This is a genomic window from Geodermatophilus sp. URMC 63, assembly GCF_053502565.1.
In genome coordinates, this window is sequence record NZ_CP199956.1 from 3725506 (window position 1) to 3741127 (window position 15622).

Sequence of the window (15622 nt, forward strand, 5' to 3'; positions counted from 1 at the left end):
CGCCGGTAGGAAGGGACTCGTGACAGGTCTGTTCGCCGGCACCTTCGCCCGCGGCGGTGCGGCGGCGGCCGTGTCCGACCACGCCTGGTTCCGTGCGCTGCTGGACGTGGAGGCCGCGCTGGCCCGCGCGGCGGCGTCCTCCGGCCTGGTGCCCGCCACCGCCGCCGACGCGGTGGCCGCCGCCTGCGCCGACCCGTCGCGGCTGGACCTGGCGACCGTCGTCGCCCGGGCCGCCGACGCCGGGAACCCGGTGCCGCCGCTGGTGCGGGCGCTGCAGGACGCCGTCGGGGAGCGCGACGCGGTCGCCGTGCACGTGGGCGCGACCAGCCAGGACGTGCTCGACACGGCGCTGGTGCTGCTGGCCCGGCACGCGGTGACCGCGGTCGACGCCGACCTGGCCGCGGCGGCCGCGGCCTGCGCCGGCCTGGCGCGGGCGCACCGCGACGACGTGGTCATGGGCCGCACGCTGATGCAGCAGGCGCTGCCGACGACGTTCGGCCTCAAGGCGGCCGGCTGGCTGGCCGGGCTGGACGGGGCACGGCTGCGGCTGGCCGAGGTCGTGGCCTCGCTGCCGGTGCAGTACGGCGGCGCGGTCGGGACGCTGGCGGCGTCGTCCGGCGCCGGGGTGGCGGTGCGCGCGGCGCTGGCCGGGGAGCTCGGGCTGGTGGCGCCCGCCGTCCCCTGGTTCACGGTGCGGCTGCCGGTGGCCGACCTCGCCGGCGCGCTGGGGACGGCCGCCGGCGTGCTGGCGACGGTCGCCGTCGACGTGGTGCTGATGGCCCAGTCGGAGGTGGCCGAGGTCGCCGAGGTCGGCGAGGGGCGGGGCGGGTCGTCGGCGATGCCGCACAAGCGCAACCCGGTGGCGGCGATCTCCGCCCGGGCGTGTGCGCGGCGGGCGCCGGGGCTGGTGGCCACGCTGCTCGCCGCGATGGAGCAGGAGCACGAGCGGGCCGCCGGTGCCTGGCACAGCGAGTGGCCGACGCTGACCGAGCTGCTGGTCACCGTCGGGTCGGCGGCGTCCTGGCTGGCGGAGAGCCTGCGCGGGCTGCGCCCGGACCTCGCCCGGATGGCGGCGACGGTGACCGCGGCCGGCGAGGGTCCGCTGGCCGGCGCGCTGGCCGAGGCGCTGGCCCCGTCGCTGGGCCGGGGAGCGGCGCACGACGCGGCCGCCGCGGCCACCCGGGAGGCGCGGGGGAGCGGCCGGCCGCTGGCCGAGGTGGTGGCCGCCCGGAGCGACGTCGACGTCGCGGCGGTGCTGGCCGCGGCGGCCCCCGACGTGGGGGAGGCCGGCGCGCAGGTGGACGCGGCGCTGGCCGAGCACGACCGACTGACCGAGGGAGAGCGCGGATGACCGCCGTCGAGGTGTCGTACACGGAGGACGGGCCGGCCGACGCGCCGGTCGTCGTCCTGTCCAACTCACTGGGGGCGACCCGCGGGATGTGGGACCCGCAGGTGCCGGCGCTGGCCGAGCGCTACCGGGTCGTCACCTACGACACCCGCGGGCACGGGGAGTCGCCGGCGCCGGCCGGCCCGTACTCGCTCGACGACCTGGTCGACGACGTCCTCGCGCTGCTGGACCGGGTCGGCGCGCGGCGGGCGCACGTCGTCGGGCTGTCGCTGGGCGGGATGACGGCGATGCGGCTGGCCGCGCGCGAGCCGGACCGGGTCGGGCAGCTGGCGCTGCTGGCCACCTCGGCCAAGCCGGACCCGCAGGGCTTCCTCGACCGCGCCGCGCAGGCCCGGTCCGGGGGCACCGCGCCGCTGGCCCCGACCGTGGCGCAGCGCTGGCTGACGCCGGCCTGCGCGGCCGAGCACCCCGACCTCGTGGCGCGGCTGGAGGCGATGATCGCCGGGGCCGACGACGAGGGCTACGCGTTGTGCTGCGAGGTGGTGGCCGCCGTGGACCTGCGCGAGGACCTCGACCGGATCACCGCGCCGACGCTGGTGGTGTCGGGCGCCGAGGACCCGGCGCTGCCGCCGCCGCACCAGCAGCTCATCGCCGACGGGATCGCCGGCGCGTCGCTGGTGAGCATCAGCCCGGGCGCGCACCTGCCCAACCTGGAGCAGCCGCTGGAGGTCACCGGGGCGCTGCTCGGGCACCTGGACGCGGCGGGGGGCCACGCGTGAGCGAGCGCGACCTCTCCACAGACGAGGCCCGCCGCGAGGCCGGCATGCGCACCCGGCGCGAGGTGCTCGGGGACGCCTGGGTGGACCGGGCGGTGGCGGGCACGACGCCGTTCACGGCCGGGTTCCAGGACTTCATCACCCGGGTCGCGTGGGGCGACGTGTGGCAGCGGCCCGGGCTCGAGCGGCGTGAGCGCAGCATCGCCACGCTGTCGATCTGCATCGCGCTGCGGCACTGGGACGAGTTCGCGCTGCACGTGCGCGCCGCCAAGAACAACGGGCTGTCCGACGAGGACGTCGCCGAGGTGCTCCAGCACGCGGCCGTCTACGCCGGCGTGCCCGCCGCCAACCACGCCTTCAAGGTCGCCGGCCCGATCCTCGAGGAGCTCCGCGGGCAGGGCTGACCGTCCCGGGGACCGGTGGGGTCGTTCAGGCCGGGCGGCCACGGCCCTCGCGCAGCAGCCGGACCAGCGCGTCGGTCGAGGAGTCGGAGTCGTACTCCGGCGCCGCCTCGCTCTGCAGCTTGGGCGCGAGCTGGTTGGCCATCACCTTGCCGAGCTCCACGCCCCACTGGTCGAAGGAGTTGATGCCCCACACCACGCCCTGGGTGAAGACCCGGTGCTCGTAGGCGGCCACCAGCTGCCCGAGCACCGACGGCGTCAGCTTCGGCGCGACGATCGCGTTGGACGGCCGGTTGCCCGGCATCACCCGGTGCGGGACGACGTCGGCCGCCGTCCCCTCCGCCGCCACCTCCTCGGCGGTGCGGCCGAAGGCCAGCGCGCGCGGCTGGGCGAGGAAGTTGGCCAGGAACAGGTCGTGCATGCCGTCGAGGTCGTGGTTGGGCTGGGCGAAGCCGATGAAGTCGGCCGGCACCAGCACCGTGCCCTGGTGCAGCAGCTGGTAGAAGGCGTGCTGGCCGTTGGTGCCGGGCTCACCCCACACCACCTCGCCGGTGGCGACGTCGACCGGTGCGCCCTCGAGGGTCACCGACTTGCCGTTGGACTCCATGCACAGCTGCTGCAGGTAGGCGGGGAAGCGCGCCAGGTACTGCGAGTAGGGGAGCACCGCCTGGCTCTGCGCCCCGAAGAAGTCGACGTACCAGACCGAGATCAGGCCCAGCAGCGCCGGCAGGTTCTCCTCGTACGGCGCGGTGCGGAAGTGCTCGTCGACGGCGTGGAAGCCGTCGAGCAGCTCCCGGTACTGCTCGGGGCCGATGGCGACCATGAGCGAGAGGCCGACGGCCGAGGTGAAGGAGTACCGGCCGCCGACCCAGTCCCAGAAGCCGAACATGTTCTGCGTGTCGATGCCGAACGCGGCCACCTTCTCGGCGTTGGTGGAGACGGCGACGAAGTGCTTGGCCACCGCCTCCTCGTCGCCGCCGTGCCCTTGAGATGCAAGGCCCTCGACCAGCCAGCGCCGGGCCTCCGTCGCGTTGGTCAGCGTCTCCTGGGTGGTGAAGGTCTTGGACGCGACGATGAACAGCGTGGTCGCCGGGTCGAGGTCGCGGGTGGCCTCGGCCAGGTCGGTCGGGTCGATGTTGGAGACGAACCGGAAGGTCAGCGACCGGTCGGAGTAGTCGCGCAGCGCCAGGTAGGCCATGGCCGGTCCGAGGTCCGAGCCGCCGATGCCGATGTTGACCACGGTCCGGATCCGCTCACCGGTGTGCCCGGTCCACGCACCGCTGCGGACCCGGTCGGCGAACTCGGCCATCCGGCCGAGCACCTCGTGCACCTCCTGCCGGACGTCGTGGCCGTCGACGTCGAGGCCGCTGGTCGCCGGGTCGCGCAGCGCCACGTGCAGGACGGCGCGGTCCTCCGTGCGGTTGACGTGCTCGCCGCGGAACATCGCCTCGGTGCGCTCGCGCAGGCCCACGCTCTCGGCCAGCGCGGCGAGCAGCCGGACCGTCTCGCGGGTGAGCCGGTTCTTCGAGTAGTCCAGGTACAGGTCGGCGGCGGCCACGGTGAGGTCCGTGCCGCGGCCGGGGTCCTCGGCGAACAGGTCCCGCAGGTGCCGGTCGCCCACCTCCCGGTGGTGCTCGGCCAGTGCCTGCCACTCCGCGCTGTCCCTGACGCCCATGGACCCTCCCTGTCTCCCGGCCGACGCATCGGCTGCCGACGTCCCCACCCTGCCGGGTGCCGGCGGCCGGGGCGAACCCGGACGCGTGACCCGCCAGCGAGGGAGAGCGGCAGGACGCCTCCCACCCGGGGTGCGCGGTGGTCGTGACCGGGGGCGGCGCCTACCCGTTCCCGGGCCGGAGGCGGACGGTCTGGCCGGGGCGGAGCTGGGCACAGCGGTCGACGTCGGCGTCGGCCACGTAGCCGGCCACCGGGTAGCCGCCGGTGACCGGCGCGTCGGCGAGGAACAGCACCGGGGCACCCGACGGCGGCACCTGCAGCGCGCCGCGGACGAGCCCCTCGCTGGGCAGCTCGCCCGGCACCCGCCGCTCCAGCCGTGGCCCGGCCAGCCGCAGCCCGACCCGGTTGCTCTCCGCGGTCACCTCCCACGCGGCGCCGCCGAGCGTGGCCAGGGAGGCGTCGGTGAGCCAGTCGGCGCGCGGCCCGGGCAGCAGCCGCACGGTCACCGGCCCGGACGGCGGGTCGGCCACGGGTGCCAGGTCCACGCCCGGCCACTCCCCGGACGGCGGGCCTACCGCCAGCACGTCGCCGGCCCGCAGCGGCGGCGGCCCCAGGCCCGACAGCACGTCGGTCGACCGGGAGCCGAGCACCGGCTCGACGGCGATCCCGCCGCGGACGGCGAGGTAGGTGCGCAGCCCGGCGTCCGGCGTCCGGAGCGCCAGCGTCGCGCCGGCGCGGACCAGCCCGGGCGCGGCGTGCACCGGGCTGCCCGGGCAGCGCGCCCCGGTGGTGACGACGACGAGGTCGGCCTCGGCCCGCAGCACCAGCCCGCCCAGGGTCGCCTCGAGGACCGCCGCGTCCGGGTCGTTGCCCACCAGCCGGTTGGCCAGCGCGGCCGACGCGCGGTCGGCGGCTCCCGACCGGCCCACGCCGATGCCGCCGAGGCCGGGCCGGCCGCGGTCCTGCACCGTGGTCAGCGGGCCGGGGGAGAGGACCGTCAGCACGCGACGAACCGCACCCGCACGCCGGGCCGCAGCAGCGCGGGGGGATCGCGGCGGAGGTCGAAGACCGGCAGGTCGGTGCGTCCGACCAGCTGCCACCCGCCGGGGGACTCGCGCGGGTACACCCCGGTGAAGCCGCCGGCCAGGGCGACCGAGCCGGCCGGCACCCGGGTCCGCGGGGTGGCGCGGCGCGGCAGGTCCCAGCCGCCCTCCGCCGCCGTCAGGTAGCCGAACCCGGGCGCGAAGCCGCAGAAGGCGACGGTCCACTCCGTGCCGGTGTGCCGCCGCACCACCTCCCCGACGTCCGTCCCGAGGTGCCCGGCGACGTCGGCCAGGTCCTCGCCGTCGTAGACGACCGGCACCTCCACCAGGTCCCCGGTGCCGCGGCGCCCGGGCCGGGGCGTGGTCCGCCGCACCACCGCCTCGACGGCGGCCGGTGTGGTGAGCGCGGGGTCGGTCACCACGAGCAGCGTGCGCGCGGCCGGCACGAGGTCGACGACGCCGGACGGCCGGTCCTCGGTCAGCGCCGCGTACAGACCGAGGACCTCCTCGAGGTCGCCGAGCTCGACCAGGAGCGCGGTCGAGCCGCTGGGCAGGACCCGCATCAGACGAAGGGGGCCAGGGCCACCCCGGCGTCGGTCAGCGCCGTCCGCACCCGGCGGGCGATGTCGACGGCCCCGGCGGTGTCGCCGTGCACGCAGATCGAGTCGGGGGCCAGCCGCAGGGGGCCGCCGTCCACGTCGCCGACCGGCTCCCCCGTGGCCATGGCCACGCACCGGCGGGCGATCTCGTCGGCGTCGTGCAGCACCGCGCCGGGCAGCCGGCGCGAGACCAGCGTGCCCTGCGGCGTGTAGGCGCGGTCGGCGAAGGCCTCGGCGACGACGGTCAGCCCGGCCGCGGCGGCCCGCCGCAGGAACGCCGACCCGGGCAGCCCGAGCACCGGCAGCGTGCGGTCGTACTCCACGACGGCGCGCACCACGGCCGCCGCCTGCTCCTCGTGCGCGACGATCGCGTTGTAGAGCGCCCCGTGCGGCTTGACGTAGCGGACGCGGGTGCCGGCCACACGGGCGAAGGCCTCCAGCGCGCCGACCTGGTAGAGCACGTCCTGGGTCAGCACGTCGGGCTCGACGTCGAGGAAGCGGCGGCCGAACCCGGCGAGGTCCCGGTAGCCCACCTGCGCCCCGACCGCGACGCCGGCCGACGCGGCCCGGTCGCACACGCGGCGCAGGATCACCGGGTCGCCGGCGTGGAAGCCGCAGGCGACGTTGGCGCTGGTCACCACGCCGAGCAGGGCGTCGTCGTCACCGAGGGTCCACTGGCCGAAGCCCTCGCCGAGGTCGGAGTTGAGGTCCACGCGACGATCCTCGCTCCGCCGAGGGGGTCAGCGGGCGCGGGGCTCCGTCACGGCCGGCCGGCCGACCCGGGAGTGGCGGTAGCCGTACGCGGCGTAGACCACCAGGCCGATGGCCAGCCAGGCGAGGAAGCGCAGCCAGGTCTCGATGCTCAGGTTGAGCATCAGGTAGCCGCAGGCGAGCGCGGACAGCGCCGGGACCACGGGGGAGAACGGCACCCGGAACGGCCGGCGCAGCTCGGGGCGGGTGCGCCGGAGCACGATGACGGCGACCGACACGAGCAGGAAGGCGAACAGCGTGCCGATGCTCACCAGGTCGGCCAGCGCGCTGAGCGGCACGAAGGTCGCCATCGCCAGCACGAGGACGGCGAACAGCAGGGTGACCCGCACCGGCGTCCCGGTGCGCGGGCTGACCCGGGCCACCGACTGCGGCAGCAGCCCGTCGCGGCCCATCGCGAAGCCGATCCGCCCGACGGTGATCAGGTCGACGAGGATCACCGAGGTCAGCCCGGCCACCGCGGCCAGCGAGATGAGCGCGGACGCCCAGCCCAGGCCCACCTGGTCGAAGGCGTCGGCGATCGGCGCGCCGGCGTCGATGCGGTCGTAGGGGACCATCCCGACGACCACCAGCGAGACGCCGATGTAGAGCGCGGTGGCCAGCCCCAGCGTGCCGAGCAGGCCCAGCGGCAGGTCGCGGCCCGGGCGGCGGGTCTCCTCGGAGAGGTTCGCGACCGCCTCGAAGCCGGTGTAGGAGAAGAACACCACCGCCGCGGCGGTGAGCACGCCGCCGACGCCGAACACCACCGGGTCGATCCCGGCGATCGCCTGGATCAGCGGCTGGGTCAGCCCGCTGCCGCCCTCGGCGGGACGGCCCTGCGGGACGAACGGGGTCAGGTTGGCGCCGCGGACGAACCACGCGCCGGCCACGACCACGAACACGCAGACCGCGACCTTGACCACCACGAGCAGGGCGGTGACCCGCGCCGACTCCTTGATCCCCAGCACCGCCACGGCGGTCAGCACCACCACGATCAGCGCCGCGCCGACGTCGACCGGGGCGTCCTCGCCGAACAGCGACGTCGGGAGGTCGAGCAGGTTGCCGACGTAGCCCGACCACCCGCGGGCCACGACGGCCGCGCCGAGGGCGAACTCCAGGAAGAGGTCCCAGCCGATGATCCACGCGACCACCTCGCCGGCCGTGGCGTAGGCGTAGGAGTAGGCGCTGCCGGCGGTCGGGGCGGAGGAGGCCAGCTCGGCGTAGCAGAGCGCGGCCAGGAGGGCGACGACGCCGGCGATGGCGAAGGAGACCACGACGGCGGGCCCGGCGGTGTCCCGGGCCGCGACGCCGGTGAGGGTGAAGATGCCGGTGCCGATCACCACGCCGATGCCGAAACCGACGAGGTGTCGCGCCGACAGCTGCCTGCGCAGGTGGCCGACGCCGTCGGCGACCCCGTCGCTCTCGTCGCCGAGGCGCTCGACGGGCTTGGTCCGGAACAGGTGCACCCGTCCATGCTGGGTGCGCCCGCCCGGACCCGCGCGCCGGGCGACCGACCTCACACCTCCTCGACGGGGAACGTCCGCGACGGCGACACGACCTCGTCCTGCGCCGCCACGAGCAGGATCTCCCGCGACCCGGCCTCCTCGGTGCGCCGCAGCAGGCCCCACACGCTGGCCGCGGCCCGGCCCAGGGCCTCGCCGGCCGAGCGGGTCTGCAGCCAGTGGGCGAGGAACAGGGCGGCGATGGCGTCGCCGGCGCCGTTGACCGCCACCGACAGCCGGGGCGTGCGCACCCGGAAGTGCCGCCCGCCCTCGGAGGCGAGCAGGTCCACGGCGTCCTCGGGGGTGTCGTCGGTGACCAGCGACGTCGTCAGCACCACGCGCGGGCCCAGCCCCTGCACCGCGGCGACGGCGTCCTGCACCTCCTGCAGCGACCGCGTCGTCGTCCGCGCCAGCAGGTCCAGCTCGTAGTGGTTGGGGGTCACCAGGTCCGCGGCGGGGACGGCGACCTCGCGCATGAGCTCCTCGATGCCGGGGCGGACGAACACGCCGCGGCCGACGTCGCCGATGACCGGGTCGCAGCAGTAGACGGCGTCGGGGTTGGCCGCCCGCACCCGGCCGACGGTGCCGACGACGGCGTGGCCGATGTCGGCCGAGCCGAGGTAGCCCGACAGGACGGCGTCGGCGGTGCTGAGCACGCCGCGGTCGGCGATGCCGTCGACGACCTCCTCGACCGCCTGCCCGTCGAACACCCGCCCGGTCCACGCGCCGTAGCCGGTGTGGTTGGAGAACTGCACGGTGTGCACCGGCCAGACCTCGACGCCCAGCCGCTGCAGCGGGAAGACGGCCGAGGAGTTGCCCACGTGCCCGTAGGCGACGTGCGACTGGATGGAGAGGACGTTGACCACGGCGGTCACCGTGCCACGGCGCCCCCGCGGACCGCGGTCCGGGACTGCGCCCGGTCCAGCCAGGCCACCACGAGCGCGTGGGGCACGGTGAGCGCCGCCAGCAGCGGGAGGTCGGCGGCGAGGAAGCCGCGCCACCCGTCGGCGGCCGACCACAGCAGCGCCAGGACGGCGAGGACCGCGACCGTGGGCAGCGCCGCGGCGCGCGCGAACCGGCGCAGCGGGGCGCCGAGCCGGCCGGCGGCGAGGTCGGCGGCGTTGGCGGGGTCCTCGGCCACCACGCGGGCGGTGTGCCGCACGGCGTGCCAGCACCCGAACCAGACGCCGAAGGCGGCGAACGGCGGGACGACCAGCACGAGGACGGCGAGCACGCCCACCTCCGCGGCCTCCGGCCAGCGGGCCTCGAGCAGCAGCGCCAGCGCCAGCGCCGCCGCAGCCGGCAGCACGACGGCGAGCACCACCGGGCCCACCGCCGGGGGCAGGGTGCCGTCGCTGCCCGGGACGACCGCGGCCACCACCGGCGCCGCCTGGTCCGCCCCGCGGACCAGGGGCACCAGCAGCACCAGCGCGCCGGTCACCGCGGCAGGCAGCGCCGCGCGGCGCACGGGCCGGCCGGCGCGCAGGTCGACGAACGCGGTCTCCCCGGAGCCGAAGTGCCAGGCCGAGAGCGCCACGAAGACCACGAGCGCGGGCCCCGGCACGGCCTCGAACACCAGCCAGGCCAGCACGGCCAGGACGGCGTAGCCGAGCGCGAACACCGCCAGCCGCGCCCGTCCCCAGCCCAGCCGGCGGGCGGGGACGAGGTGGTCGACGGCCCCGTGCGGCAGCCCGGCCAGCAGGCCTGCCACCAGCGGGACCCACGCGGCCCGGCCCCACCCGCCGGGGACGACCACCTCGACGGCCACGACGGCGACCGCCGCGCCCAGCGAGAGGACGGTCGCCGCCCGGGCCGGGACGGCGGACAGGGCGGCGACCGGGGGAGTGGCGCCGCGCCGGTCCGCCGTCCGCAGGCCCAGGGGGAGGAGCACGGTCAGTGCCGGTCGTCCGCCGTCCGGGTGGCCCCGGGGCGCGTGCCGCCGGCAGGCACCCGGCCGTCGCCGAGCCCGTGCTCGCGCAGGTGCTCGACCTCGTGGTGCTCGTGCGGGTGCCGCGGGTGGTCGGCGAACTCGGGGGCGTCGTCGACGGTGTTGTCCGCGAACCGGGTGCGGCCGCCCGCCGTCGCCGGCAGGACGCCCTCGCTGTGGTGCACGTTGCTCACCCACACCGACTCGGGATGGGTGTCGATCCCGGCGGCGACGTCCTCGGCGGTGCGCATCTTGGCCACCTTGTGCACCAGCACGCCGAAGCCGACCTTGGCCAGCACGTCGGCCGCGGAGTAGGCCACCTGCATGCCGGTGAGCCACGCCGGGGTGACGTCGACGAACACGGGGACGGCGTAGACCAGCGGGTACACCCCGAAGGTGCCCAGCAGCACGATCGCGGCGTTGCGCAGGCTCCGGCCCGCCTCGGCGCTCATCGACGACATCGAGGAGCGGACGGCGCCGATCAGCGCGACGTAGAGGTAGGCGTAGAACGCGGTGCTGATCAGGCCCCACACCACCAGCGCCGTCCGGTCGCGGCCCTCGGCCAGCACCTGGGAGCCGAGGAAGCCGGTGAGGATCATGAGGAACGCCGCGGCCATCGTGGAGAACCGCAGGTTGCGGGCGCGGGCGCCGGCCAGCGAGCAGACCGCGAGCAGCTCGGCGGTCAGCAGCGGGACGGTGACCGTCCAGTCGACGTAGCGCGGGTAGATCGTCGCCCGCGCCGCCTCCGGGTTCGGCGTGAACACTCCGTCGGTGAGCGTGAACCCGGTGTCCCACCGGATGAACAGCACCAGGTAGGACAGCGTCGCCACCGCGGCGATGCACAGCCCGGCCAGGACCGCGGGCCGGTACCGCACGCCGACCTCACCGCGACTGGTCCACGAGTAGAGGAAGTAGGCGAACAGGGCGAAGCCGGTGGCCACGATCGAGTACGTGACCAGGTCGTACAGCCCGAGCGGCATCGTCTGCAGCTCGGGCGTGGGGGTGTCGAAGACGTCCACTGGACCTCCGTCGGGAGAGCGTGTCGGGAGCGGCCCGCTGCCAGAGCCGGAGGACCTGTTACCCGCTACCTTGTCGCGTACAACACTTGTTGTGAGACAAATGTCGCGCCGGTCCCGGCGTCAGGTGCCGGGTGTGGTCCCGGGCGGCGCGGTCCGCGTGGCCACCCGGACGTCCTCGCGCACGCTCGCCACCGTCCGCCCGGGCAGCAGCGAGCCGATCCGGCGCAGCTCGGCCAGCCCGGCGGACCCGAGGGCGGCGGCCCCGCCGCCGTAGAGCAGGGTCGCCACGGCCGCGGCGGCCGGCGGGGACAGCCGTCGCTCGAGCACGCGGACCAGCAGGGCGCTCGACGTCGCGACGGCGAGCCCGCCCAGCCCGGCCGCGCCGCCGAGCAGGGCCGCGGCCCGGCCGGCCCGGCGGGCCTTGCCCGCGAGCTCGGCCTGCGCCTGCTGCAGCTCGCTGCGGACCAGGTGGGTCAGGTCGTCGGTCAGGGACTGCAGCAGCTCGGCGGTGGAGCTGCTCGACGGCGGGGTGTTCTCGGTCATGGGTCCTCGCAGGCGACGGTGATCCGGGCTCCTGTGGCCGGGACGGGTCCCCGGGCTACCCGGGCGGTCGCGGGAGAACCGGCCGGCCGCGGTGGCCCTGTGACGTGCGGGCTTAGGGGCGACGTGGGGCCGCCCGCGGTGGCCGGTCCCGCAGCCGGGGCGTACCGTCCGCGGTGCACCCTTGCCGTGTGTCAACTGTCGTCCGGAGCGGACCGGGCCGAGGAGGCCGTCGATGGCGCGGATCGACCGGATCGCGGAGCCGTGGGGCACCCGCACGCCGTACGGGCCGGGAGAGGCCTGGCCGGTCCGGGTGGACTCGCACCTGGCCGACGGGCTGACCGAGGACGACGTCGACCGCTGGGTGCCGTCGGCGACGATCCTGCACAGCAACGGCGACGGCCTGGACATCGCGGTGAAGGACGGCCGCATCGTGGGTGTCCGCGGCCGGGCCGAGGACCGGGTCAACCACGGCCGGCTGGACCCCAAGGACCTCTTCGGCTGGCAGGCCAACAACTCACCCGACCGCCTCACCCGGCCGCTGGTCCGCCGTGACGGGCGGCTGGTCGAGACCGACTGGGACACCGCGATGGACGCCGTCGCCGGCCGCTGCCGCGAGCTGCTCGACGAGCAGGGCCCCAGCGCGGTCGGCTTCTACACCTCCGGGCAGCTGTTCCTGGAGGAGTACTACACGCTCGGCCTCATCGCCCACGGCGGCATCGGCACCAACCACGTCGACGGCAACACCCGGCTGTGCACCGCCACCGCCGCCGCGGCGCTCAAGGAGAGCTTCGCCTCCGACGGCCAGCCCGGCTCCTACACCGACGTCGACCACTGCGACGTCATCGCGCTGTTCGGGCACAACGTGGCCGAGACGCAGTCGGTGCTGTGGACCCGCATCCTGGACCGGCTGGCCGGACCGAACCCGCCGCGGATCGTCTGCGTCGACCCCCGCGAGACACCGGTCGCCCGCGCCGCGACCGTGCACCTGGCGCCGCGGCCGGGCACCAACGTCGTGCTGATGAACGCGCTGCTGCACGAGGTCGTCGGCAACGGCTGGATCGACAGGGAGTACGTCGAGGCGCACACCGTCGGCTTCGCCGAGCTCGAGGAGCGGCTGCGCGACTACCCGCCCGAGGTGGCCGAGGAGGTGTGCGACGTCCCGGCCGCGCAGGTCCGGGAGGCCGCCCGCGTGCTGGGCGCCGCCGAGCGGCTGCTGTCCACCGTGCTGCAGGGCTTCTACCAGTCGCACCAGGCCACCGCGGCCGCCGTCCAGGTCAACAACCTCAACCTGGTCCGCGGCATGCTCGGCCGGCCCGGCTGCGGGATCCTGCAGATGAACGGGCAGCCCACGGCGGAGAACACCCGCGAGGCCGGTGCCGACGGCGACCTGGCCGCCTTCCGCAACTGGTCCAACGACCAGCAGGTGGCCGACCTCGCCCGGGTCTGGAACCTCGACCCCTTCGACATCCCGCACTACTCGCCGCCGACCCATGCGATGCAGATCTTCCGGCACGCCGAGGAGGGGTCGCTGCGCTTCCTCTACGTCACCGCCACCAACCCGGCGGTCTCGCTGCCCGAGCTCGGCCGGATCCGCTCGATCCTGGCCCAGGAGCGGCTGTTCCTCGTCGTGCAGGACCTCTTCCTGACCGAGACCGCGCAGCTGGCCGACGTCGTCCTGCCCGCCGCGACGTGGGGTGAGAAGACCGGCACCTTCACCAACGCCGACCGGACGGTGCACCTGTCGGAGAAGGCGGTCGACCCGCCCGGCGAGGCCCGGTCCGACCTCGACATCCTCGTCGACTTCGCCCACCGGCTCGGCCTGCGGGACGAGGACGGCGCGCCGCTGGTGAAGTGGTCCGACCCCGAGGCGGCATTCGAGGGCTGGAAGGAGTGCAGCCGAGGCCGGCCCTGCGACTACAGCGGGCTGTCCTACGCCAAGCTGCGCGAGCGCAACGGCATCCAGTGGCCGGTGACCGAGGAGGCCCCGGAGGGCACCGAGCGGCTCTACGCCGACGGGCGGTTCTTCGCCGCCCCCGACTACTGCGAGAGCTACGGCCGGGACCTGCTCACCGGAGCGCCGCTGGAGGAGACCGAGTACCGGGCGCTCAACCCCGAGGGCCGCGCGATCCTCAAGGCGGCCGAGTACCTGCCGCCGCACGAGCTGCCGAGCCAGGACTTCCCGTTCCAGCTGGTCACCGGCCGGACGCTGTACCACTTCCACACCCGCACCAAGACCGGCCGGGCACCGCAGCTGCAGGCGGCGGCACCGGAGGTGTGGGTGGAGATGTCGCCGTCCGACGCCGCCGACCGCGGCTGGGGCGAGGGCGACCTGCTGGAGGTCTGCACGCCGCGCGGCCGGGTCGAGGCGCGGCTGCGGGTCAGCGGCATCCGGCCCGGCGTGCTGTTCCTGCCCTTCCACTACGGCTACTGGGACACCCCCGGCGGCTCCGGGCCGGACGGCGGTGCCGGTCGGGCGGCCAACGAGCTCACCCCGACCGACTGGGACCCGGTGTCCAAGCAGCCGATCTTCAAGACGGCGGCCGCGGCGGTGAGCCGGCTGGCGGCCTCCGACGGCACGCCGTCCCCCGCGCCGACGACCGCCGGGTCCCGGCCCGTGGGCGCCGACGTGCCCCCGACCCGGGGCGGCGAGGCCGCGCTGGCAGGGGAGATCCTCGGGGATGCGCGGTGAAGCTCGGGCTGGCCATCGAGGAGCTGCACCGGTCGGAGAACCACCTCGGGACGGTGCTGCTGGCGGTGTCCGACCGGCACAAGGCCGACCACGAGGTCTTCCACGTCGCCCGGGACATCGCCGGGTGGTCGCAGCGGCACGTCACCGAGCTGGCCCGGATCGGCCGCGACTTCGGCGTCGACCTCGACCCCGAGCCCGAGGGCGAGCCAGGACTGCTCGAGCGGCTCCAGCAGACGACGTCGGACCTGCTCGGCCGCCGTCCGGAGCCCGGCCTGCTGCTGCTCGCCGACCTCCGCCACGTGCACCGCGAGGCCGCCGGCGTCTCCCTGGACTGGGAGGTCCTGGCCCAGGCCGCGCAGGGCGGGAAGAAGCGCGAGCTGTTCGCGCTGGCCAGGCGCTGCCACCCCGACACGCTGCGGCAGATGCGCTGGGCCAACGCCAAGCTCAAGGAGTCCGCCACCCAGGTCCTCACCAGCTGAGCCCCGGGGCGGGCGGGTGGCCGTGGTCGTCGGCGTAGGCGCTCACCCGGTCCCGCACGGTCCCGCCGCGGTGCAGGAACTGCCGGTCGAGCACGCCGGTGAGGTCCTCGAGCGCGAGGTCGAGCAGCGTCGCCGCCGTGCGCACCTGCGCGTCGGGGGAGCACGCGGCCGCGGTCGCCAGCTCGACGGCCACCGGCAGCTGCAGCGGCAGCGCCGTCTCGGCGTCGACGTCGCGGAAGTAGTGCGTCTCGGCGTGCTGGGTCAGGTCGACGCGCACCTGGGCCACGTCGACGGCCAGTTCGCGCAGCAGACCCGCGCCGACGGCGGCCCCGGGCAGCGCGGCCCGCCGGAGCAGGGAGAGCCGCAGCGCCAGGGCTCGCCGGCGGCTGAGCGCCGGGTAGACCTGCAGCACCCAGGTGACGGCCGCGGTGAGCAGCACGAACCCGACCAGCGCCTGTACCGGGACGGCGAGCCGCAGCCACGGGCTCTCGGGGACGATGTCGCCGAACCCGAGGGTGGCCAGCGTGACCAGCGACAGGTAGACGGCGTCGAGCAGCCGTGCCCGGCCGGGGGCGAGCCCGCTGCCGTAGACGAAACCGTCGGGCAGGTGTGCCCAGTAGACGGACGCGAAGCCGAGCACGAGCAGCACGACCCAGGCCAGGACGACGACGACCATCGCCATCGGCCCGCCCAGGAAGCCGGTGCCCGAGCGGCTGCGGGCCCGCCGTCCCGCCCGCCAGAGGACCTGCATCAGTCGCCGGCTCAGCCCCCGCCGCCCGCTGGGGTGCCAGAGCGTGTGCACGACGTCCCGCAGGACGAGCAGCACCAGCACGGCGCCGACCGCTGTCGCCACCCAGCCGACCCCCGACGCCACG

General features: G+C 75.8%; 15 protein-coding genes. 5 read left to right on the forward strand and 10 right to left on the reverse strand.

The genetic code is table 11. The features are described 5' to 3' along the window. The first annotated feature begins 19 nt into the window (after positions 1-19). From pcaB to pcaC, 3 genes are read left to right on the forward strand one after another with little or no spacing between them, the layout of a single operon-like run. Complete coding sequence (gene pcaB, locus ACWIZO_RS18220; protein WP_448639057.1) at positions 20-1351, forward strand: 3-carboxy-cis,cis-muconate cycloisomerase; 1332 nt, start codon at positions 20-22, stop codon at positions 1349-1351. Then, positions 1348-2127 (forward strand): 3-oxoadipate enol-lactonase, encoded by a 780-nt coding sequence (pcaD, locus tag ACWIZO_RS18225; protein ID WP_448639058.1) that lies wholly within the window; start codon positions 1348-1350, stop codon positions 2125-2127. Before pcaB ends, pcaD begins: the two co-directional genes overlap by 4 nt. Further along, positions 2124-2528, forward strand: a complete 405-nt coding sequence (pcaC, locus tag ACWIZO_RS18230; protein WP_448639059.1) for a 4-carboxymuconolactone decarboxylase — start codon at positions 2124-2126, stop codon at positions 2526-2528. The genes pcaD and pcaC overlap by 4 nt, the downstream gene beginning before the upstream one ends. Positions 2529-2553: 25 nt before the next feature. Here pcaC and pgi read toward each other — a convergent pair whose 3' ends face one another. The 9 genes from pgi to ACWIZO_RS18275 form a co-directional block, all read right to left on the reverse strand. After that, a complete protein-coding gene (gene pgi, locus ACWIZO_RS18235) occupies positions 2554-4200 on the reverse strand; it encodes a glucose-6-phosphate isomerase (RefSeq protein ID WP_448639060.1) in 1647 nt (548 codons plus the stop codon). Positions 4201-4360: 160 nt separating this feature from the next. Next, positions 4361-5203, reverse strand: a complete 843-nt coding sequence (locus ACWIZO_RS18240) for a 5-oxoprolinase subunit C family protein (RefSeq protein ID WP_448639061.1) — start codon at positions 5201-5203, stop codon at positions 4361-4363. Beyond that, positions 5197-5805 carry a 5-oxoprolinase subunit B family protein gene (locus ACWIZO_RS18245; protein ID WP_448639062.1) on the reverse strand — a complete coding sequence of 203 codons (609 nt, stop codon included), beginning with the start codon at positions 5803-5805 and terminating at the stop codon, positions 5197-5199. The genes ACWIZO_RS18240 and ACWIZO_RS18245 overlap by 7 nt, the downstream gene beginning before the upstream one ends. Further along, entirely contained in the window at positions 5805-6554 is a 750-nt protein-coding gene (locus ACWIZO_RS18250) for a LamB/YcsF family protein (RefSeq protein ID WP_448639063.1), read from the reverse strand. Before ACWIZO_RS18250 ends, ACWIZO_RS18245 begins: the two co-directional genes overlap by 1 nt. Before the next feature lie 27 nt (positions 6555-6581). After that, complete coding sequence (locus ACWIZO_RS18255; protein ID WP_448639064.1) at positions 6582-8054, reverse strand: amino acid permease; 1473 nt, start codon at positions 8052-8054, stop codon at positions 6582-6584. 50 nt (positions 8055-8104) lie between these two features. Further along, positions 8105-8965, reverse strand: a complete 861-nt coding sequence (gene pdxY, locus ACWIZO_RS18260; RefSeq protein ID WP_448639065.1) for a pyridoxal kinase PdxY — start codon at positions 8963-8965, stop codon at positions 8105-8107. Further along, on the reverse strand, positions 8962-9981 hold the full coding sequence (locus tag ACWIZO_RS18265; protein WP_448639066.1) for a Brp/Blh family beta-carotene 15,15'-dioxygenase: 1020 nt from the start codon (positions 9979-9981) through the stop codon (positions 8962-8964). Before ACWIZO_RS18265 ends, pdxY begins: the two co-directional genes overlap by 4 nt. Before the next feature lie 2 nt (positions 9982-9983). Beyond that, on the reverse strand, positions 9984-11036 hold the full coding sequence (locus ACWIZO_RS18270; RefSeq protein WP_448639067.1) for a bacteriorhodopsin: 1053 nt from the start codon (positions 11034-11036) through the stop codon (positions 9984-9986). A 120-nt stretch (positions 11037-11156) separates the two neighbouring features. Further along, positions 11157-11579 (reverse strand): phage holin family protein, encoded by a 423-nt coding sequence (locus ACWIZO_RS18275; protein ID WP_448639068.1) that lies wholly within the window; start codon positions 11577-11579, stop codon positions 11157-11159. Positions 11580-11811: 232 nt separating this feature from the next. Here ACWIZO_RS18275 and ACWIZO_RS18280 point away from each other — a divergent pair, with 232 nt between their 5' ends. Both ACWIZO_RS18280 and ACWIZO_RS18285 read left to right on the forward strand, forming a co-directional pair. Beyond that, positions 11812-14268: a molybdopterin oxidoreductase family protein gene (locus ACWIZO_RS18280; protein WP_448639069.1), complete on the forward strand. Its 2457-nt coding sequence runs from the start codon at positions 11812-11814 to the stop codon at positions 14266-14268. Next, on the forward strand, positions 14265-14747 hold the full coding sequence (locus ACWIZO_RS18285) for a hypothetical protein (RefSeq protein WP_448639070.1): 483 nt from the start codon (positions 14265-14267) through the stop codon (positions 14745-14747). The genes ACWIZO_RS18280 and ACWIZO_RS18285 overlap by 4 nt, the downstream gene beginning before the upstream one ends. On the opposite strand, the gene ACWIZO_RS18290 is transcribed toward ACWIZO_RS18285, so the two are convergent. Continuing rightward, complete coding sequence (locus ACWIZO_RS18290; protein WP_448639071.1) at positions 14737-15621, reverse strand: potassium channel family protein; 885 nt, start codon at positions 15619-15621, stop codon at positions 14737-14739. The genes ACWIZO_RS18285 and ACWIZO_RS18290 overlap by 11 nt on opposite strands. Position 15622 lies beyond the last annotated feature (1 nt).